The sequence below is a fragment of the Halococcus qingdaonensis genome, assembly GCF_024508235.1.
Taxonomy (GTDB): Archaea; Halobacteriota; Halobacteria; order Halobacteriales; family Halococcaceae; genus Halococcus; species Halococcus qingdaonensis.
Window position 1 is genome coordinate 2627207 of sequence record NZ_CP101943.1, and the last position, 20402, is coordinate 2647608.

The window sequence follows — 20402 nt, forward strand, 5'->3', positions numbered from 1 at the left end:
CTCGCCCGAGCCCTCGATCAGATTGACTGGGAGGCCGCCCGCGCCGATCGCCGCGCACCCTCGATCGACTGCCCCTCCCGCAGCACGGCCTCGACGAACAGTTCGCCGGCCTTGTACGACGAGCGGACCATCGGCCCGCTGGCACAGTAGAGGAAGTCCAACTCCTCCTCGGCGACCGTCCGCCAGGTCTCGAACTTGTCGGGATGCACATAGGAGGAGACGTCGAGATGCGAGCGCGAGGGCTGGAGATACTGGCCGAGCGTCACGATGTCGACATCAGCCTCTCTGAGATCGGAGAGCGTGCGATAGACCTCGTGATCGTACTCGCCGACGCCGAGCATGATCGAGGTCTTGGTGTGGATCTCGGACTCGCGTTCGACCTGTTCGAGCACCGAGAGCGACTGGGCGTAGTTCGCCCGGCGGTCGCGGACGGGCCACTGGAGCCGTTCGACCGTCTCGATATTGTGGGCGATCACGTCCGGCCCGGCGTCGATGATCTCCCGGACGAGCTCGGGCTCTCCCTGGAAGTCGGGGATCAGCACTTCCACGAGGATCGACGGGTCGCGCTCCTTGATCGCCGTGATCGTGCGGGCGAAGTGGGCGGCCCCGTAGTCGTCGAGGTCGTCGCGGTCCACGCTCGTCAGGACGACGTACTCCAGGCCGATCTCGGCGACCGCGTCGGCGACGTTCGCGGGCTCGTCGGGATCGAGCGCGCTCATGCCGCCGGTCTCGACGTCACAGAAGTTGCAGCCGCGCGAGCAGCGCTCGCCCATCAGCATGAACGTCGCGGTGCCCGGTCCGTCCCGTCCGGACCAGCACTCGCCCATGTTCGGGCAGTTGGCCTCCTCGCAGACGGTGTGGAGGTCGCGCTCGCGGAGGGTCGCCTTGATCTCGGTGAACTGCTCGCCCGACGGCGGGCGGCTCTTCAGCCACGCCGGTTTGCGCGCCCGACTCATACCACGTATCGAGGGTCGCCCGGCAAAAGCGTGCGGTTCGTCGGGTCGTGGGGTCGCCACGACCAGTACGATTAAGTTGTGGGAACGATACCGCTACACACGACAATGAAAGACACACCCGTGAACGACGTCATGACGACGCCGGTCCGGACGGTCACCGGCGAGACGACGATCGCGGTGGCTGCTCGCGCGCTCACCGAACAGGGGATCGGCTCGCTGATCGTCGGCGAGGAGCGCATCGAGGGGATCGTCACCGAGACGGATATCGTCGGTAGCGTCGCCGAGGGGCTCGATCCGACGGAAACGGCGGTCGCCGAACTGATGTCCGATCCGGTCGTCACCATCCGTCCGACCGACAGCGTGGGCGATGCGGGCGAGCGCATGGGGCAGAACACGGTCAAGAAGCTCCCCGTGACTGAGGACGGCGAACCCGTCGGCATCGTCACCACGACCGATCTCGCGCATTTCCTCCCCCAACAGCGCGTCGGCATGTCCGTCCAACCCGAACCCGACGTCGACAAGGGCGAATACGAGTGAGGCCTCGTCGCGACGCCGGCGTCGGCGTACTCTCGCACGTCGTTATCCCCGCGCTCTTCTGGATCTCCGCCCGTCACGAGATCATCGGTAGCACACTTCCGTCGGTGAGTGAGTCGCCGCCCACTGTGCCGGGAACATCCTGATTACGCCGGCGACGGTAGTGGCCCCATGAGCACGGCGAGCATGGGTCGACTCCGCCGGGGCTGGGAGTACTACCGGCGGTACACGAAGCAGCGGACGGGGATCCACGCGGCGGCGACGGCGGCGCTCACCGGGCTCGGGCTGCTCGCGTATTTCGAGCGCTGGTTCGTCGCCGTCGCCATCGTCGCTTATCTCCTCCCGCCTGTCTATCTCTATCTCACCGGCGACGACCTCGCCGAACACGACCGCTCTCCGGACGATCGCTCTGGCCGACCGACCGCGACCGGCGATGTCGATCGGGATTTCGACGGTATCGATAGGGACAGCGATTCGGATGGTATCGACAGGGACAGTGACTCCGACGGCACCGACACCGACAGCGATTCAGACGGGTACGACGCCGATGCGGACGCTGACGGCTACGACGCTGACGCCGACGCGGACGGGGCCGATGCTGACGCCGATGGTACCGATGCCGACGCGGATGCGGATGGGTAGCGAGTCGCCGATACGCGCCGTGCGGGCGTAAGGAAACGCCTTTGGCCGCGCCAGCCACAGACCAACGCACGTGACTCCCGTCGCCTCATTTCGCCCGCGACGCCTCCAAGACCGATGGGGGCGACGCTCGTGAACGTCGTCTCGCTTCGCTCGCGACGTGCTCGTGGGGATCGTCTCCGGGAGGGCCCTCCATGAACGTCGCCGAGGCGGTCCCCGAGTTCGCCGATGCCTTCGCCTTCGAGGAGTTCAATCGAATGCAGCGCGAGGCGCTGCCGGCGATCATGAACCGCGACGAGAACGTCGTCGCCAGTGCCCCCACCGCGAGCGGGAAGACCGCTCTCGCCGAACTCGCCATCTGCAAGTGTCTCGACGCAGGCGGGACGTCGCTGTTCATCGCGCCGCTGCGCGCGCTCACCAACGAGAAGGAAAGCGAGTGGGAACGGTTCGAGGAGCTGGGCTACTCGGTCTACGTCGTCACCGGCGAGCGCGACCTGAATCCCCGCAGAGCCGAACGCGCCGACATTCTGGTGATGACGCCCGAGAAGGTGGATTCGGCCACGCGCAAACACGACTCGCCCCGGTACGAGTTCATCACCGACGTCTCGTGTTGCGTCATCGACGAGGTTCACCTGCTCGATTCGGAGAATCGGGGGAGCGTGCTCGAAGTCACCATCTCCCGGCTCCGCCGGCTCGCGACCCCGCGCGTCGTCGCGCTCTCGGCGACGATGCCCAACGTCGACGAAATCGCCGACTGGCTCGACGCCGTCCCGGAGACGACCTTCGATTTCGGCGACGAGTATCGGCCCGTGGATCTCGAATCCGGCGTCCGCACCTACACGCACGGCGAGAACGCCTTCGCCGACAAATACCGTCGCCTGTACCGCGCGCTCGACCTCTCGGAGAAACACATCCGCGAGGACGGCCAGGCCCTCGTCTTCGTCGCCTCCCGTCAGGACACGGTGCGCGCGGCCGAGAAGGCTCGCGACGAACTCGCCTCGCGGGACGTCCCGATCGGCGCGCGCGGCGATTACGATTTCCATACCGAAACGCAGGTTCTGGAGAACCAGACCCTCCGGAAATCGGCCCTCGACGGCGTCGCCTTCCATCACGCCGGACTATCGAAATCGGACAAAGACCACGTCGAGCAGTGGTTTCGTGAGGGGAAGATACAGCTGCTCTTCTCGACCTCGACGCTCGCGTGGGGCGTCAACCTGCCCGCACGGTGTGTCGTGATCCGCGACACGAAATACCACGACCCCCTGGAAGGCGAGGTCGACATGAGCCCGCTCGACGTGCTCCAGATGCTCGGGCGCGCGGGTCGGCCGGGCTACGACGACGCGGGCTACGCCTACGTGGTCTGTGACGGCAGCGACGCAGAGAAGTACCGAAAACTGCTCCGCGACGGGACGGAGATCGACTCCCACCTCACGGCCGACCTCGACACGCATCTCAACGCCGAGATCGCGATGGGTACCATCGACGACGTGCCCGAGGTGATGGAGTGGCTCGAAACGACGTTCGCGTTCGTCCGTGCCCAGAGTGCCGACGAGGGCGCGGTCGCGGCGCTCAGGGAACGCGTCCGTGAAGCGCTCTCGACGCTCGCCGATCGGGGGTTCGTCGCGATCGAGGACGACACCGTCTCGGCCACCCCGCTCGGCACGCTCGCGTCGGCGTACTACCTCAGATTGCCGACCGCCCACCGATTTTACGAACTCGCCGGCACCGACCCATCGACGGACGTCCTCCTCGAAACGGTCGCCCGAAGCGCGGAGTTCGACAGCGTGAACGCCCGCCGCGCCGAGCGCGACGCCATCGAAAGCGTGCTCGACGGTCACGGCGATCTCGATCCGGGCCGACGAAAGGTGCTGGCCATTCTCGCGTCGAGCACGCGCGCCGCGACGCCGAGCGAACTCCAGAGCGATGCATGGGTCATTCGCCAGAACGCCGTGCGCCTGCTCGCCGCGCTGCGGGCCTTCCTCGATCGCTTCGGCTCGGAGTGGGAGGCCAATCGTGCGCGTCGCGCGGCCGCGCGCGTCGAGAACGGGGTGGGCGAGGAATCGGTTGCGCTCACCGCCATCGATGGCGTCGGCCCGGGCAGAGCGAGCAAACTCGCCGGCGAGGGGATCGAAACGCCCGCCGCTGTCGTCGAGGCCGGCATCGAAGCGCTCGTCGCTGCCGGTCTCACGGAGGGTGTCGCCGAGCGGGTCGTCGAGAGTGCACGCGGCCTCCCCGCGCTGTCGATCGATTGGGGTGCATTCCCCGAACGGATCGCGCGCGGCGAGAACGAGCTGTCCGAGGTGACGATCGAGAACGGTGGCGACGGCGCACGCGCCGGGATCCGCGTCTCGGTCAACGACACCGAGATGACGGCGACGAGTTCGTTTCTGGGTACCGAGACCGTGCCGGCCCCGGTCTTCGGCGGCGAGCCCGACACGCTCAAGTTCATCATCGAGATCGTCTTCCCGGATCTGCCGCTCGCGCCGGTGGTCGAGACGCGAACCGTCTGGGTCGATTGAGTCTCCCAGCGAGGCGTAGGTTCAACTACGAAGCCGCGGCCAGCCGCCCCATGGACGCTATCCGGGTCTTCGCCGGCGACTGCACCATCACCGAGGACGGCGAGCGCGAACAGCGCGGCGACGTCGTCGTGGTGATCAAACCCGACGACACGGTTCTGATTCACGACCGCGACGGCTACCAGCCGGCGGCGTGGCTCACCCGCCCAGAGACGCTCAGCTACGAGGGGACGAGCGGCGGGACGTTCTCGCTGACCGCCACCGATGGCGAGTCGTCGCTGGACGTGGTCGCCAACGAGGAGCACGGACTCGCGCGCTATCCGGCCTCCGACGCCGGCGTTCCCGTGGGCGACTGCCCCGACTGCGAGGGCGCGCTCGTCCGCGCGACGGGTGCGGTGGCGTGTCTCGACTGCGACGAGCGCTACGGGCTGCCGGCGGGCGCGGACGTGCTCGATCGGACCTGTCGCGACTGCGGGCTGCCGACGATGATCGCCGAGCGCGGGCGGGCGTTCACGCTCTGCATCGATCGCGAGTGCGAATCGCTCGACGACCGAGTGAACGAAGCGTTCGATCGCGAGTGGGGCTGTCCGGACTGCGACGGCGATCTGCGCGTCATCCGCAACGGCCAACTGCTCGCCGGCTGTGAGAACTATCCCGACTGCGAGACCGCGTTCTCGATCCCATCGGGAACAGTCGACGGCGACTGCGAGTGTGGGCTGCCGGCGTTCGACACGGGTGGTGGACGACGCTGTCTCGATGCGACCTGCGAGCGCGCTGGTTGATTCGCTTCGATTCTCACTGGAAGCACCACGGCCGACCGCAGGCGACTTGTCGTCGCGCGACCCGCTGTCGCTATGGAAGGCACGCTCGACGGCGGCGTCGTCCGGGTCGGCGGCGACGCGCGCCAGCGCTTTTACGACTCAAGTGGCTACGGTCGGCCCGACGGCGCGGGCGTCGTGCTCGCGCCGGTCGAGGCCGCCCACCTGCTCTTTCGCGACGATCTCGACGCGGTCGACGGAATGGATCTCGGGAAATTTCTCGCCGCGACCGACTGCGTGGTCCGCTTTCTGGTCTACAAGGACTTCCGCGAGCGCGGCTTTTACCTTTCGCCCGCGCGCGAGGGCTGGGTCGATGCCGCCGACGCACGAACGGACGCGGACCTCGTGGTCTACCCGCAGGGCAACGGGCCGTGGGACGACGAAATCGCCTACCGCGTGCGCGTCGTCGGCGAGCGCGCGGCGGTGCCGGCGAACGACCTCGGGAGCGTGGTGCTCGCCGTCGTCGACGAGGAGAGCGAGATCACCTATCTCGACACCGCACGCCCCGAGATGACGGGAAGCACCGACTACGATCACCCGACCGGGATCGCCGCCGACCTGCTGGAGGATCGAACCGTGCTCTGGAACCCTCCTGACGACCTCTACGAACGGGCGTTCTACGGCCAGCGACTCGCCGGGCGCGGGGCCGATGGCGGTCCGCTCCAGCTCTCGCTCGTCGAGACAGCGTTTCTCGCCCAGGAGAATGTGCTGGACCTCGATGGCGGAGCCGAAACGGTCGTCGAGCGCGGGCGGGCGGTCGAGGGCGAGCGGTTCGACCGTCGACTGGCGGTCTACGCGACGCTCCGCTCCGAGGGGCTCGTTCCCAAAACCGGGTTCAAGTTCGGTGCGGATTTCCGGACGTACGCGGACGTCGAATCGGTCGATAACCTCGGTCATTCGGAGTTTCTGGTGCGCGTCCTGCCTGCGGAGTACGCCTTCGGGCCGCGCGAACTCTCGCTCGACGTGCGGCTCGCCGGCGGGGTTCACAAGCGAATGGCTTTTGCGCTGACCCACATGAATGAAGACATCGACTGGCTCGCCGTCGAGCGAATCACACCATGACCGACCCACAGCCCGCGGACGACCGACGAGCGCCGGACCAGCCACCCCGAACGGACGGTGGCACAGCGACTGGAGCCGACGAGACGACGCTCGACCCGTGGGGATCGTCGACCGTTGCCGACTACCGCAAACTCTTCGAGGAGTTCGGCATCGAGGAGTTCGACGATGTGCTCCCCGACGTGCCGAGCCCCCACTACCTGATGCGCCGCGGGGTCATCTTCGGTCATCGAGGGTACGATCGTGTCGCGCGCGCGATGGCCAACGACGAGGAGTTCGCCGTGCTCTCGGGCTGGATGCCGACCGGCGATCCGCACATCGGTCACAAGCTCGTCATCGACGAGATCGTCTGGCATCAACAGCAGGGTGGCGACGCCTACGCGCTGATCGCCGACATGGAGGCCCACAGCGCCCGCGGGCTCTCCTGGGACGAGATCGCCCGCCACTCGCGGGAGTACCTGCTGAGCCTCATCGCGCTCGGGTTCGATCCCAAGGAAGGAGAGATCTACCGCCAATCGGACAACCGCCCGCTGCAGGATCTCGCCTTCGAACTCGGCGCGCACGTCAACTTCTCCGAAATGCAGGCGCTCTACGGCTTCGACGGCGAGACCAACGTCTCGCATATGCAGAGCGTCGTCACCCAGATGGCGGACATCCTCTACCCACAGATCGACGAACCGAAACCCACGGTGATCCCGGTGGGCCCGGATCAGGACCCCCACGTCAGGCTCTCGCGCGACCTCGCGGCCAGCATGCGCTATTTCAAGGTCAGCGAAGCGTACGCGAGCTTCGAGACCGACAGCGAGGAGCGCGTGCTCATCGGTGAGGCGTACGACGCGCTCTCCGCGAGCACGGATGAGGAGCCGATCCGCTGTGTCGAGGCCGCCGACTGGCTCGCCGACGCGGACGATCCGAGTGAGGCCCGTGCCGGCGCGATCAAGAAACTCCGCGCCGCCGGCAAGGAACCGCTTCGCCCGCGAACCCGATTCCTGGATCGTACCGCAACCGACGCAGCCTTCGAAGCACTCATCGAGGCGATCGAGGGCGAAAAACGCGTCTACGAGGGTCACATCGACAGCTTCGAACTCTCGCGGGAGGACGCCGAATCGCTCGCGCGCGAGGTCGAAATCGATCACGGTGGCTACGGGTTCGTTGCTCCCTCCTCGATCTATCATCGGTTCATGACCGGACTGACGGGTGGGAAGATGAGCTCCTCGGTGCCGGCGAGCCACATCAGTCTGCTCGACGACCCCGACGAGGGCTACGAGAAGGTGAAATCGGCGACCACGGGCGGGCGCGAGACGGCCGAAAAACAGCGCGAACTCGGCGGCCGAGCCGACGAATGTCCGGTCTACGAGCTCTACAACTACCTGCTCGCGGCGGACGACGACGAGTTCGCGATCCGCGTCTACGAGGAGTGTACGAACGGCGAGCGCCTTTGCGGGGGCTGTAAGGAGCAGGCCGCGGAATTGATGCGCGAGTTCCTCGAAGACCATCAGGAAAAACGCGAGGAAGCGAAGGAAGTGCTGGACGGTCTCGACGTCGATCTTGATCTGTAGAGGGCTGTCGGGGTAGCTTCACCGCTTCTCACGAACGGTTTCGCACGGCACCGCGTTGGCCACTACCGAACAACGATCGTGTCGGCAAATCGGTCGCCCAGTCGTTTGGAGTGATCCGAGACGGCGAGCGAGACGATCCCGACGACGTAGAAAAACGGGAAGAAATCCACGAGCCGTAGCACGTTTCGTACCACCGATGACTGCAGTGAGATGGATGATCCATCGGAGTTCGTAGCCCGGATTTTGACAGCAGCCTTGCCGATGGTCCTACCGAATCGCCACTCCAGCAACGCGTGATAGCCGATGGAAAACCCCATCCAGAGCACGAGCGAAACGAGCGCAGGAACACCCTCCAAGTCCGCGTTCGTCGTTGTCCCGCTGGTTTGGATATCACCGATGACTCCAGCCACGAGAAAAGTGGAGACGAAAAACAACGCGAACCAAACGATCGAATCGATCGCCATCGCCACGCCCCGGATGACGATTCCACATCTTTCAGGTGTGTCCTCGTTTTTCATCACTTCGATGGACTCACCACGTCTACATAAAATTTCACGTCTCTAAGAGAATATATTCCGATCTCATCCCTGGACAACACTGCGGGTCGTTGCGTCGGTGAAATCCCCACTTACCCGTAGCTTTCTTCCTCGTAGTAGAGATCGGGCACGCCGAGCGGTTCGACGACTTCGCGGACGCTCTCGCACATCGCGCCGATGCCACAGACGTACACCTCGGCGTTTTTCGGGTCGATCCGCGTCTCGATGTCAGTCTTCGTCTCGCTGCCGACGAAATCGGTGATGTCGGGCGGAAGGCTGTCGGTGTCGACGCAGTCGGGATCGAGATATTTGAGCAAGGTGTGCTGGACGTATTCGGTCTCGCCGTCCCAGTCGCCGAGATACTCCTCGCGGCTGCAGGTGAAGACAGGGTGGAAGTTCGGGTTCTCGTCCGCGAGCGCGAGGAACTCCTCGTGGTAGGGGAGATCGTCCTCCCAGGATGCTCCCAGAAATAGCCAGACGTCGCGTTCGTGGCCCTCGAATTCGTCGCGACCCTCTTCGAAGGTGTAGTCGATCATGCTCTTGAACGGGGCCGCGCCCGTGCCGGTGGCGATGAAGACGAGGTCGCGTTCGGAGGGGTCCTGGAGCATGAACTCGTCGCCGTAAGGTCCGCGGAGGAACAGTTCGTCACCTTTGGCGGTTCTGTCGCAGAGGTCAGGCGTGAGTTCGCCGTCGGGCACGCGCCGGATGCAGAGTTCGAGTTCGTCGCGGTTTGGCGAGCTCGCGATCGAGTAGACGCGCGGTTCCTCCTCTTCGTAGCTGATGCGCGCGTACTGGCCCGGCACGAACTCGAAGGGTTCCTCCGGACGAAAGCGCAGGCGCAACAGCGACGGATGCTCCCGCTCGGCCCGCCCGCGGAGGGTATCGACTTTCGCCGCCATCGCGTCGGCGATCGATTCCTCACTCGTCGCAGCGAGTTGCTCGATGCCCTCGTCCCACGACTCGTGATCGTCGACCACGTCGCCGGGCGGTTCGTCGATCCCCACTCGTTCGACGAGCGTCTCGCGGTCGGCGTCGAGCACGTTCTCGATCCCGTCGTCGCGTTGGCGGTCCATCGCCGCGCGTTCGGTGATGGTGGCCCGCTGGTTCTCGATCTCGGCTTCGTCGGCCTCCGCCTCGGCGATACGTTTCGGCGACATCTTTCTCGAACCCTCTCGCTCGATGGGGTTAGCTCTTCGGCAGGCTCGTCCCGAGTCGGAACCGTTAGTTGAGCGACCGCGGTAGATGCCTGCATGAAACTCCCGGACGCACAACGCGCCGTGCTCGAAGCCGCGAGCGCGAACGAGGCACGGTCGATCGAGCGACTGGCCGCCGAGGCCGATCTGCCGGAGCCGACGGTGGTCGGGGCGGCCTTCACTCTCGAAGAAGAGGGGCTCGTCGGCCTCACCGAACGCATCGAGACCGATGCAGCGCTCACCGAGGAGGGTCGTGAGTACGCCGACACCGAACTGCCCGAACTGGCCCTCCACGAGGCCGTCGTCGCGGCCGGCGGCGAGATAGACCTCGGCAGCGCGATCAACGAGGCCGATCTCGAGGGCCCACAGGTCGACATCGCGCTCTCGAACTTCTCCAGGAAGGGGTACGGAACGATCGACAGCGGGCAGATCTCGGTCGCCCCCGACGCGGACCCGGCTGACGATCCCGAGCGGCTGGCGCTCGCGACGCTCGCCGACGATGGATCTATCGACGACGAGTCGGTGCTCGACGGACTCGCCGGTCGCAACCTCGTCGCGCGCGAAGAGACCACCGTCCGCGAGGTCACGCTCGCCGACGACGGCGTCACCGCGCTGATGGAGGGGATCGAAATAGCAGACACAGTCGGGGCGCTCACCCCCGAGATGCTCACTACCGGCGAGTGGCGCGACGCGGATTTCGCCGCGTACAACGTCGAAGCCGACGCCGAGCGCGCGCAGGCCGGTCGCCTCCATCCGCTCCGGCGGACCGCCGAGCGCGTGACGGACGTGCTCGTCGGGATGGGGTTCGAGGAGATGGACGGGCCCCACGCTGACGCCGAGTTCTGGATCAACGACTGCCTGTTCATGCCCCAGGATCACCCCGCACGAACCCACTGGGACCAGTTCACGCTCGCGACGCCCGAGAAAATCGACGATCTTCCCGACGAACTGGTTGCGGGCGTCGAACACGCCCACCGCGAGGGGGTCGGTCCGGACGGCGACGGCTATCACTCGCCGTGGTCGACCGACATCGCCCGGCGGCTCTCGCTGCGCGGGCACACGACCTCGCTGTCGGCACGCCATCTCGCCGGCGTCGCAGCCGGTGAGCTGGAGCCGCCACAACGGCTGTTCAGCGTCGAGAAGGTGTACCGGAACGATACGCTGGATGCGACCCACCTCCTCGAATTCTTCCAGATCGAAGGTCTGGTGATGGCCGAGGATCTCTCAGTACGCGACCTGATGGGCACGTTCACCGAATTCTACGCGCAGTTCGGCATCACCGATCTGGAGTTCAAGCCGACGTACAACCCCTATACGGAGCCGAGCTTCGAGCTGTTCGGCGAACATCCCACCACTGGCGAGCTCGTCGAGATCGGCAACTCCGGGCTCTTTCGGCCGGAGATGCTCGACCCGCTCGGCATCGACTGCGACGTGATGGCCTGGGGGCTCGCGCTCGAACGGCTGCTGATGCTCACGCACGGCTTCGAGGACATTCGGGATGTGCACGGGACGCTCGTCGATCTCGACTTCCTGCGGAACGCGGAGGTGGTCTACTGATGCCCGTCGTCGACGTCGATCCCGACGAACTCCGGCGATTCACCGGCCACGACGAGAAGGACGACGACGAACTGCTCGACGACCTGTTCGAACTCGGTCTCGAGTTCGAGGGCGAGACCGAGGACGGACTGTTCCAACTGGAGTTCGAGGCCGACCGGCTGGACCGCCTCTCGGTCGAGGGCGTCGCGCGCTCGCTGCGCTATCAGTACGGCGACGACACGGGCGTCTACGTTCCGTCGACCAACGACGCCGACTGGACGATCGAGGTCGCCCCAACTGTGCCGGACGAGCGCCCGTACGTCACCGGGGCCGTGATTCGAGGGGTGGACCTCGACGAGGCGGGGCTCGACTCGTTGATCCAGCTCCAAGAGAAACTCCACGCGACGATGGGTCGCGGGCGCGCGAAGGGTGCGATCGGCATCCACGACCTGACGATGCTGAAGGGCCAGAGTCGGATGGATGGCAGCCAAAACTCGATCAGCTATCGCGGCATCGAACCGGACGGGGAGAGTTTCGTCCCGCTCGATAGCGACGACGAACTCACGCCCGCCGAGGTACTCACTGATCATCCGACCGGCGAGACGTACGCCCCCCTGCTCGACGGCTACGAGCGCTATCCCGCCATCTACGACGATCTCGGGCTGTTCTCGTTCCCGCCGGTGATCAACGGACGGCGCACCGAGGTCGACACGGGGAGCCGAGAGCTGTTCGTCGAGCTCACGGGCACCGACCAGTGGACGATCGACCGGATGTGTACCATCATCTGCTACGCGCTCGACGCGCGCGGGGCGACGATCGAGCGCGTGAACGTCGAATACCCCGATCGTACGCTTGACCGCCCCGACTTCGCGACCGACGAGAAGACCGTTTCCCACCAGCGTATCGAGCGCGCACTCGGCATCGACGTCGACGAACGGGAGGTGATCGACCTGCTCGAACGTGCGGGGCTCGACGCCGAGAGCGACGGCGAGGGCGACGAACCCAGCTATCGCGTTTCGATCCCGCCCTACCGAACCGACGTGCTCCATCCCGTCGACGTGATCGACGATATCGGGCGCGCGTACGGATTCAACCGTCTGGAGCCGGAGTATCCCGACGTCAGCACCGTCGGTGGCCGCCACGAGCGTTCGCGCCACGAACGGGCGATCCGCGAGACGCTCGTCGGTTTGGGCTTCGAAGACCTGCTGAACTTCCATCTCATTGGCGAGTCGGAGAACTTCGACCGGATGGGGCTCTCGCCGGGCGACGATGCTCTCGGGGCCGCCGAACCCGCGACGATCGCCGAACCGTACAGCCGCGACTACGAGATCGTCCGCACGTGGGCGCTCCCCTCGCTGCTGATGGTCCTGGAGAACAACACCCATCGGCGCTACCCACAGGCGCTCGCCGAGGTCGGTCTCGCTGCCCGCGTGAACTCCGACGAGAACACGAATATCGCCGAGGAGCGCCGCGTCGCCGGCGTGCTCGCCCGGACCGATGCCTCCTACGAGGACGCGAAAGGACGGCTGGCATCGCTCGCGCGCGCGTTCGACGTCGAATTGCAAACACCTGCGACCGACCATCCCTCGTTCATCGAAGGTCGCGTCGCGAGCGTCGTGCTTGACGGCGAACACGCGGGTATCGTCGGCGAACTTCACCCGGAGATACTCGTCGAGCACGGGCTGGAGGTCCCCATCGTCGGCTTCGAGTTCCGCGCTGACGCGCTTCGATAGTCAGTTGTCCGCGCCGACCGCGTCGGCGATCGATTCGAACCCGTCGCGTTCTAGGAGAGCGAGCAGGCCACGGTTGATCTCGCGCGCGATGGCCGGTCCCCGATAGACGAGTCCGGTGTAGAGCTGGACGAGGGACGCGCCGGCCCGGATCTTCCGGTAGGCATCCTTCGCGTTCGAAACGCCACCGACGCCGATCACCGGGATGTCGGTGCGTTCGGCCACGAAACGGACGGTTCGTGTCGCGCGCGATTCGAGCGGTGCTCCCGAGAGCCCACCCTCTTCGGTTCGGTGTTCGCCACGGAGTGACGACGTCCGCTCAGTGGTCGTGTTCGTGGCGATGATCCCGTCTAAGGTGAGCTCTTCGGCGACCGCAACTGCCTCGGCGGTCGCGTCGTCGGTGAGGTCGGGCGAGAGCTTCACGAGCAGCGGGCTCGCGCCGGCGTCCTGGAGCGTGCCGAGGATCCGTTCCAGATGCTCGCGGTTCTGGAGATCCCGCAGCCCCGGCGTGTTCGGGCTGGAGACGTTCACGACGAAGTAGTCGCCTGCCGCGCAGCGCTCGTATGAGTAGCGGTAGTCGGCGGCCGCCTCGTCGAGCGGCGTCGTCTTCGATTTCCCGATGTTGACGCCGACGGGAACATCAACGCGCGCACGCGTGAGTCGGTCGCCGATGCGGTCGGCACCGTGGTTGTTGAATCCCATCCGATTGACGAGCGCCTCGTCCCCTGGGAGGCGAAAGAGTCGCGGCTGCGGGTTCCCCGCCTGTGGCTCGGCGGTGACGCCACCGACTTCGACATGGCCGAAGCCGAGCGTCGAGAGTCCGCGCGGGACCTCGGCGTTCTTGTCGAAGCCGGCGGCGACGCCGATCGGGTTCGGGAACTCGCAGCCGAACACATCCGTTCGCAGTCGCGGGTCATCGACGGTGTAGCGGGCGTCGAGGGCGCGTTCGAGCGGCGTGTGCTGGACGCCGTCGAGGAGGGCGTGGGCCGCGCTGTGGGTGGTTTCGGGCGGGAGGCGGAACAACAGTGGTTTCAGAGCATCGTACGCGCGCATCGGGAATGTGTCGTTTGGGCGACTCAGAAGTCGTGCTCGACCTCGTCCTGGTCGGCTTTCTGAATGATGATCTTGTCCTCGCGCACCCGGACGAACACCTCGTCGCCGATGGCCATCCCGGCGACGGCCAGCTCGTCCTCGTGAAGGTTGACGTGGACGTTGTGGTATTCGCCGTCGTCGTCCTTTGCCCCGCTGGGACTCAGTTTCTTTTTCCGTACCATCGCGGAGTCTTGACCGGGGTTCGACGTAGCATACACTTAACGTTACGGTCCGAGCGGCGACCGGATCACCCTCCCCGTCGGTGATCGACGCTTCGATAGGTCCCGATCCGTGTCGACGCCCCGTGCCGGGGATATATTTATAATGTGGCCTGCGTTGGGTTCCCATGGAGCGACCAAAACCATGGCACGTGACACGGACGGTAAGCGAAACTTCGCACTGCGCGAGAGTGATGGGGAAACGAGCGTCTTCTCGGGACGGACGCCACGGCAGGCGGCGTTGAAGGCCGCTCGCCGGCTCGATCCCGCCGATTCGGAGGACGATGCCGGTCGGGCGGATCTCCGACTGCGCGAGAAGGGCACGCAGAAGGTCCATATCTACGAGGGCTGGGCGTGGCGCGAGGACGCACCCGATGACAAACCCGACTGGATGCCCGATCGGATCACGGAGGCGAACGTCTCGAAACAGGGTATCGAACATCTCGAAGAGCTGTAACCCGCGAGCGACGAACCGGGCCGACTTTTTGTTCGACGCGCCGATGTCCACACGCGCGGCCAGACATCCGACCCGACCCGACGCACACGCGCGGGATGAACGGTCGACCTCCAGCCGCGCAACAGCTCTTCGAGGATCACACAGTCATAATAATGACAATTCGCCGTTTTTCGCGGCGATCTCCGCGATCAATCCTTTTGGTAGCAGCAATATTTACGATATCTGGCATCGAACTCCGCTCGGTATAGCAACACACGAGTTCGGCGTGAACGGGCGACACACGGCGTCTCTTCCGACGGGTTTATCCGTTACCCGGGATTCGAATGGAATGCGAAGGTCGGTTGGAAACGATCGACCGAACGACGATCCGACGCCCTTAAGTGGTACAGGGCACTCGGATGGAATGCAGAAAGAAAGCGACACTCGGGGGCCGTTCAACTCGGCTCTCGCCGGATCGCGGTGGGCGAGGTCGGCTCGCTCACCGGGTCGCCGCTTCGAAGGGTTTATACCCTCGAACGGTGTACGAAGAGATCCGAAGGAGATGAGGATTCCGCCCCTGCGGTCCGCCGTCAAGACGGGATCTGACGTTAGCCCTGATAGTTCGGTGACACCCGGTTCGGTCCGCGGTGTCACGAACGCGAACCCGATAGGTGAACACACCCTTGTGTTCCCGCCTAACCCCCCGAGCCTTCGTGCTCGGGACATTCCGGTTGATCCTGCCGGAGGCTATTGCTATCGGGGTCCGATTCAGCCATGCTAGTTGTACGGGTTTAGGCCCGTAGCAAATAGCTCCGTAACACGTGGTCAAACTACCCTCTGGACCGGGATATCCTCGGGAAACTGAGGTCAATCCCAGATACTGCTTTCATGTTGGAACACAGAAAGTCGGAAACGGTCCGCCGCCGGAGGACGTGACTGCGGCCGATTAGGTAGACGGTGGGGTAACGGCCCACCGTGCCGATAATCGGTACGGGTTGTGAGAGCAAGAACCCGGAGACGGTATCTGAGACAAGATACCGGGCCCTACGGGGCGCAGCAGGCGCGAAACCTTTACACTGCACGCCAGTGCGATAAGGGGACCCCGAGTGCGAGGGCATACAGTCCTCGCTTTTCGTGACCGTAAGAAGGTCTCAGAATAAGAGCTGGGCAAGACCGGTGCCAGCCGCCGCGGTAATACCGGCAGCTCGAGTGATAGCCACTCTTATTGGGCCTAAAGCGTCCGTAGCCGGCCGAACAGGTCCGTCGGGAAATCCACCCGCTCAACGGGTGGACGTCCGGCGGAAACCAGTCGGCTTGGGGCCGGGAGACCAGAGAGGTACGTCCGGGGTAGGAGTGAAATCCTGTAATCCTGGACGGACCGCCGGTAGCGAAAGCGTCTCTGGAGAACGGACCCGACGGTGAGGGACGAAAGCTTGGGTCTCGAACCGGATTAGATACCCGGGTAGTCCAAGCTGTAAACGATGCTCGCTAGGTGTGGCGTTGGCTACGAGCCAGCGCTGTGCCGTAGGGAAGCCGAGAAGCGAGCCGCCTGGGAAGTACGTCCGCAAGGATGAAACTTAAAGGAATTGGCGGGGGAGCACTACAACCGGAGGAGCCTGCGGTTTAATTGGACTCAACGCCGGACATCTCACCGGCACCGACAGTGTGCAGTGACAGTCAGTCTGATGGGCTTACTTGAGCCACTGAGAGGAGGTGCATGGCCGCCGTCAGCTCGTACCGTGAGGCGTCCTGTTAAGTCAGGCAACGAGCGAGACCCGCGTCCCTAATTGCCAGCAGCAGCCTTGTGCTGGCTGGGTACATTAGGGAGACTGCCGTCGCTAAGACGGAGGAAGGAACGGGCAACGGTAGGTCAGTATGCCCCGAATGTGCCGGGCGACACGCGGGCTACAATGGCCGAGACAATGGGACGCTACCCCGAGAGGGGGCGCTAATCTCCTAACCTCGGTCGTAGTTCGGATTGCGGGTTGAAACCCACCCGCATGAAGCTGGATTCGGTAGTAATCGCATTTCAGAAGAGTGCGGTGAATACGTCCCTGCTCCTTGCACACACCGCCCGTCAAATCACCCGAGTGAGGTCCGGATGAGGCCGGCGCAACGCCGGTCGAATCTGGGCTTCGCAAGGGGGATTAAGTCGTAACAAGGTAGCCGTAGGGGAATCTGCGGCTGGATCACCTCCTACAGATCGGGATCGGGCCGACGGCCCGACCCACTCGTGTTCGCGTTCGTGACTCGCGGTGCCGACCGGGCACCTACGAACTATCAGGGCTGACAGCAAACGCGAGCCTTCCGTGGCAGTCGGCCTGCGGGAAAACGGAAGGCGGGCCCATAGCTCAGTGGGAGAGTGCCTCCTTTGCAAGGAGGATGCCCTGGGTTCGAATCCCAGTGGGTCCATCCGTCGACTCGACCGAACCGAGTCCCTTAAGTGGGTCTCGGTGGTATACTCGAGTCCGACCGAACCGATGCACCACCCCGTGCAAGCGTGGGTGGGAAGGGTTGAGACGTGCCTCGTGACACTCGGGCACGTCCATGAGACTGTGTGTACGTGCGATCCAGGCGTCCACTGGACCCGTTCAGCGGGTTCATGGATTCTGATTAGAAGACCGTGGCTACTATGCCAACTGGTGGATAGCTCGGCTCGAGTGCCGATGAAGGACGTGCCAAGCTGCGATAAGCTCAGGGGAGCCGCACGGAGGCGAAGAACCTGAGATTTCCGAATGGGAATCCCCACCGCAATTGCTTCGCGCAATGGGGAACGCCGGGAACTGAAACATCTCAGTACCGGCAGGAAGAGAAACCGAACGGGATGTCGTTACTAACGGCGAGTGAACGCGACACTGTCCAAACCGAAGCTTACGGGGCTTTGCCCCACGAGCAATGTGGTGTTCGGACTGGCTCTCAGCACCGGATCGTCTGTGTGAAGTCTCCTGGAATGGAGCGTGAGACAGGGTGAAAACCCCGTAACACAGATCAGTACGGTGTGCGTCAGCTCCAGAGTATCGGGGGTTGGATATCCCTCGTGAATATGGCCGGCATCGACGGCCAAGACTAAACACATCTCGAGACCGATAGTGAACAAGTAGCGTGAGCGAACGCTGAAAAGCACCCCACAAAGGGAGGTGCAATAGGGCTTGAACTCAGTTGGCGATCGAGCGACGGGGCATGAAAGGCGTCTCAGTGAACGACCCGGGGGCGACCCCGCAGTAGCAACCGAGACGAGCCGATGTTCCGTCGTGCGTTTTGAAAAACGAGCCAGGGAGTGTGTCTGCTTGACGAGTCTAACCCGAGTATCGGGGAAGGCGTAGGGAAACCGACATGGCCGCAGTGCGTTCTACGTACGAGGGCCGCCGTGTTCAAGCGCGGGGAGTCAAGCGGACACGACCCGAATCCGGACGATCTACACGATGGCAAGGTGAAGCGTGGCGAAAGCTGCGTGGAGGCCTGTTAGGGATGGTGTCCTACAATACCCTCCCGTGACCAGTGTGTAGGGGTGAAAGGCCCATCGAGTCCGGCAACAGCTGGTTCCGACCGAAACATGTCGAAGCATGACCTCCGCCGAGGTAGTTCGTGGGGTAGAGCGACCGATTGGAGGGACCGACTCCGAGAGGAGTCGGCCCTCCTGTCGAACTCCGAACCTACGAACGCCGTCGACGCGGGGAGAGCGGTGTGCGGGGTAAGCCTGTGCACCATGAGGGAGACAACCCAGAGCTTGGTTGAGGTCCCCAAGTGTGGACTAAGTGCGATCGAAGGTGGTTCCGAGCCATAGACAGCCGGGAGGTGAGCTTAGAAGCAGCTACCCGCTAAGAAAAGCGTAACAGCTTACCGGCCGAGGTTTGGAGCGCCGAAAATGATCGGGGCTCAAGTCCACCACCGAGACCTAGCGGCGCACTGTATAGTGCGATCCAGTAGGTCGGCGCTCCGTTTGGGTGGAAGTACGGGCGAGAGTTCGTATGGACCGAACGGTGACGATAATCCTGGCCACAGTAGCAGCGGTAGTCGGGTTAGAATCCCGACGGCCTCACGGACAAGGGTTCCTCGGCAATGTTCGTCAACCGAGGGTTAGCCGGTCCTCAGTCTTACCGCAGTTCGAGTAAGACGAATCGGGAAACTGGTTAATATTCCAGTGCCCGCGTGCAATCATGCCGACGCCTCGGGGTCGACCGAGCCGGGCACTCGCCCGGTCGAATCACCAAAACTCGTGGAAGCCGTAACGGCACGAAGCGGGCGAACGGTGAGATAGAGAAATTCGGTCCAACCTGGGGCCCGTGAAAAGGCGCACGCGGTCCGTACCCAGATCCGACACAGGTGTCCGTGGCGGCGAAAGCCAAGGCCTGTCGGGGACAACCGACGTTAGGGAATTCGGCAAGTTAGTCCCGTACGTTCGCAATAAGGGATGCCTGCCTCGGAATGAGGCAGGTCGCAGCGACTCGGACGCTCCAACTGTCTAATAGCAACACAGGTGACCGCAAATCCGCAAGGACTCGTACGGTCACTGAATCCTGCCCAGTGCGGGTATCTGAACACCCGGTACAACGGGACGAAGGACCCGTCAACGGCGGGGGTAACTATGACCCTCTTAAGGTAGCGTAGTACCTTGCCGCTTCAGTAGCGGCTCGCATGAATGGATGAATGAGAGCGTCACTGTCCCAACGTTGGGCCCGGTGAACTGTACGTTCCAGTGCGGAGTCTGGAGACCCCCAAGGGGAAGCGAAGACCCTATAGAGCTTTACTGCAAGCTGTCGCTGGGACACGGTCGCTAGTGTGCAGGATAGGTAGGAGTCGTCACGCAGGCACCCGCGCTAGCGGGCCGCCGAGACACCACTGAAATACTACCCACTAGTGACTGTGACCCTTACTCCTGGCGGAGGACACCGGTAGCTGGGCAGTTTGACTGGGGCGGTACGCGCTTGAAAGAATATCGAGCGCGCCCGAAGATCACCTCATCCGGGTCGGAGACCCGGAAAAGAGCGTAAGAGCAAAAGGTGGTCTGACAGTGTTCTCTCCAACACGGGAACGCTGACGCGAAAGCGTGGTCTAGCGAACGGATGAGCCTGCTTGATGCGGGCCATTTACGACAGAAAAGCTACCTTAGGGATAACAGAGTCGTCACCGGCAAGAGCACATATCGACCCGGTGGCTTGCTACCTCGATGTCGGTTCCCTCCATCCTGCCCGTGCAGCAGCGGGCAAGGGTGAGGTTGTTCGCCTATTAAAGGAGGTCGTGAGCTGGGTTTAGACCGTCGTGAGACAGGTCGGCTGCTATCTATTGGGGGTGTCATGGTACCTGACGGGAACGATCGTATAGTACGAGAGGAACTACGATTGGTCGCCACTGGTGTACCGGTTGTCCGAGAGGGCACGTGCCGGGCAGCCACGCGACACGGGGTAAGAGCTGAACGCATCTAAGCTCGAAACCCACCTGGAAAAGAGGTACCGCCAAGGTCACTCGTAGAAGACGAGTTCGATAGACTCGGGGTGTACGCGCCGAGGCAACGAGGCGTTCAGCCCGCGAGCACTAACTGACCGAGCCACATCAGTCATATCGCATTGGAATCCGTCCTGC

General features: G+C 64.0%; 14 protein-coding genes, 1 tRNA gene and 2 rRNA genes. 12 read left to right on the plus strand and 5 right to left on the minus strand.

What is annotated here, in order from left to right; genetic code table 11:
- Positions 1-17 precede the first annotated feature (17 nt).
- On the minus strand, positions 18-1016 hold the full coding sequence (lipA, locus tag NO363_RS13745) for a lipoyl synthase (protein WP_370525569.1): 999 nt from the start codon (positions 1014-1016) through the stop codon (positions 18-20).
- Positions 1017-1061: 45 nt separating this feature from the next.
- Between lipA and NO363_RS13750 the strand changes: the two genes are divergently transcribed.
- From NO363_RS13750 to NO363_RS13775, 6 genes are all read left to right on the plus strand, one after another.
- Positions 1062-1493: a CBS domain-containing protein gene (locus NO363_RS13750; protein WP_256685875.1), complete on the plus strand. Its 432-nt coding sequence runs from the start codon at positions 1062-1064 to the stop codon at positions 1491-1493.
- Positions 1494-1661: 168 nt separating this feature from the next.
- Positions 1662-2132 carry a hypothetical protein gene (locus NO363_RS13755; protein ID WP_256685877.1) on the plus strand — a complete coding sequence of 157 codons (471 nt, stop codon included), beginning with the start codon at positions 1662-1664 and terminating at the stop codon, positions 2130-2132.
- A gap of 191 nt (positions 2133-2323) precedes the next feature.
- Entirely contained in the window at positions 2324-4648 is a 2325-nt protein-coding gene (locus NO363_RS13760; RefSeq protein WP_256685879.1) for a DEAD/DEAH box helicase, read from the plus strand.
- Between the two features lie 50 nt (positions 4649-4698).
- Positions 4699-5427 (plus strand): PDDEXK family nuclease, encoded by a 729-nt coding sequence (locus NO363_RS13765; protein ID WP_256685880.1) that lies wholly within the window; start codon positions 4699-4701, stop codon positions 5425-5427.
- A 72-nt stretch (positions 5428-5499) separates the two neighbouring features.
- Positions 5500-6525 carry a tRNA-intron lyase gene (gene endA / locus NO363_RS13770; RefSeq protein WP_256685881.1) on the plus strand — a complete coding sequence of 342 codons (1026 nt, stop codon included), beginning with the start codon at positions 5500-5502 and terminating at the stop codon, positions 6523-6525.
- Positions 6522-8081, plus strand: coding sequence for a tryptophan--tRNA ligase (locus NO363_RS13775; RefSeq protein ID WP_256685883.1), 1560 nt, complete (start codon positions 6522-6524; stop codon positions 8079-8081). Before endA ends, NO363_RS13775 begins: the two co-directional genes overlap by 4 nt.
- 62 nt (positions 8082-8143) lie before the next feature.
- On the opposite strand, the gene NO363_RS13780 is transcribed toward NO363_RS13775, so the two are convergent.
- Together NO363_RS13780 and NO363_RS13785 are read right to left on the minus strand one after the other, a co-directional pair.
- Complete coding sequence (locus NO363_RS13780; RefSeq protein ID WP_256685884.1) at positions 8144-8599, minus strand: RDD family protein; 456 nt, start codon at positions 8597-8599, stop codon at positions 8144-8146.
- Between the two features lie 110 nt (positions 8600-8709).
- On the minus strand, positions 8710-9774 hold the full coding sequence (locus NO363_RS13785) for a ferredoxin--NADP reductase (RefSeq protein WP_256685886.1): 1065 nt from the start codon (positions 9772-9774) through the stop codon (positions 8710-8712).
- 93 nt (positions 9775-9867) lie between these two features.
- On the opposite strand from NO363_RS13785, the gene pheS reads away from it, so the two are divergent.
- Together pheS and pheT are read left to right on the plus strand one after the other, a co-directional pair.
- Complete coding sequence (pheS, locus tag NO363_RS13790; protein WP_256685887.1) at positions 9868-11367, plus strand: phenylalanine--tRNA ligase subunit alpha; 1500 nt, start codon at positions 9868-9870, stop codon at positions 11365-11367.
- Positions 11367-13079, plus strand: a complete 1713-nt coding sequence (pheT, locus tag NO363_RS13795) for a phenylalanine--tRNA ligase subunit beta (RefSeq protein ID WP_256685888.1) — start codon at positions 11367-11369, stop codon at positions 13077-13079. The genes pheS and pheT overlap by 1 nt, the downstream gene beginning before the upstream one ends.
- On the opposite strand, the gene NO363_RS13800 is transcribed toward pheT, so the two are convergent.
- Both NO363_RS13800 and NO363_RS13805 read right to left on the minus strand, forming a co-directional pair.
- Positions 13080-14129: a quinone-dependent dihydroorotate dehydrogenase gene (locus tag NO363_RS13800; RefSeq protein ID WP_256685889.1), complete on the minus strand. Its 1050-nt coding sequence runs from the start codon at positions 14127-14129 to the stop codon at positions 13080-13082.
- A gap of 23 nt (positions 14130-14152) precedes the next feature.
- Positions 14153-14350: a hypothetical protein gene (locus NO363_RS13805; RefSeq protein WP_004051936.1), complete on the minus strand. Its 198-nt coding sequence runs from the start codon at positions 14348-14350 to the stop codon at positions 14153-14155.
- A 181-nt stretch (positions 14351-14531) separates the two neighbouring features.
- Here NO363_RS13805 and NO363_RS13810 point away from each other — a divergent pair, with 181 nt between their 5' ends.
- The 4 genes from NO363_RS13810 (at position 14532) to NO363_RS13825 (ending at position 20376) form a co-directional block, all read left to right on the plus strand.
- Complete coding sequence (locus tag NO363_RS13810; protein ID WP_007740578.1) at positions 14532-14843, plus strand: non-histone chromosomal MC1 family protein; 312 nt, start codon at positions 14532-14534, stop codon at positions 14841-14843.
- A 703-nt stretch (positions 14844-15546) separates the two neighbouring features.
- Positions 15547-17020: ribosomal RNA gene (locus NO363_RS13815) — 16S ribosomal RNA — on the plus strand.
- Positions 17021-17162: 142 nt separating this feature from the next.
- Positions 17163-17234, plus strand: a tRNA-Ala gene (locus tag NO363_RS13820).
- A gap of 206 nt (positions 17235-17440) precedes the next feature.
- Positions 17441-20376: ribosomal RNA gene (locus NO363_RS13825) — 23S ribosomal RNA — on the plus strand.
- Together the 16S and 23S rRNA genes with 1 tRNA gene alongside form the textbook arrangement of a ribosomal RNA operon.
- Positions 20377-20402 lie beyond the last annotated feature (26 nt).

What these genes read in the sequence shown, in the direction of transcription:
- NO363_RS13810 (WP_007740578.1), top strand. Translation starts at nt 14,532, where the DNA reads ATGGCACGTGACACGGACGGTAAGCGAAACTTCGCACTGCGCGAGAGT.
- NO363_RS13760 (WP_256685879.1), top strand. Translation starts at nt 2,324, where the DNA reads ATGAACGTCGCCGAGGCGGTCCCCGAGTTCGCCGATGCCTTCGCCTTC.
- NO363_RS13755 (WP_256685877.1), top strand. Translation starts at nt 1,662, where the DNA reads ATGAGCACGGCGAGCATGGGTCGACTCCGCCGGGGCTGGGAGTACTAC.
- NO363_RS13775 (WP_256685883.1), top strand. Translation starts at nt 6,522, where the DNA reads ATGACCGACCCACAGCCCGCGGACGACCGACGAGCGCCGGACCAGCCA.
- NO363_RS13785 (WP_256685886.1), bottom strand. Translation starts at nt 9,774, where the DNA reads ATGTCGCCGAAACGTATCGCCGAGGCGGAGGCCGACGAAGCCGAGATC.
- NO363_RS13805 (WP_004051936.1), bottom strand. Translation starts at nt 14,350, where the DNA reads ATGGTACGGAAAAAGAAACTGAGTCCCAGCGGGGCAAAGGACGACGAC.
- NO363_RS13750 (WP_256685875.1), top strand. Translation starts at nt 1,062, where the DNA reads ATGAAAGACACACCCGTGAACGACGTCATGACGACGCCGGTCCGGACG.
- NO363_RS13780 (WP_256685884.1), bottom strand. Translation starts at nt 8,599, where the DNA reads ATGAAAAACGAGGACACACCTGAAAGATGTGGAATCGTCATCCGGGGC.
- pheS (WP_256685887.1), top strand. Translation starts at nt 9,868, where the DNA reads ATGAAACTCCCGGACGCACAACGCGCCGTGCTCGAAGCCGCGAGCGCG.
- endA (WP_256685881.1), top strand. Translation starts at nt 5,500, where the DNA reads ATGGAAGGCACGCTCGACGGCGGCGTCGTCCGGGTCGGCGGCGACGCG.
- pheT (WP_256685888.1), top strand. Translation starts at nt 11,367, where the DNA reads ATGCCCGTCGTCGACGTCGATCCCGACGAACTCCGGCGATTCACCGGC.
- NO363_RS13800 (WP_256685889.1), bottom strand. Translation starts at nt 14,129, where the DNA reads ATGCGCGCGTACGATGCTCTGAAACCACTGTTGTTCCGCCTCCCGCCC.
- NO363_RS13765 (WP_256685880.1), top strand. Translation starts at nt 4,699, where the DNA reads ATGGACGCTATCCGGGTCTTCGCCGGCGACTGCACCATCACCGAGGAC.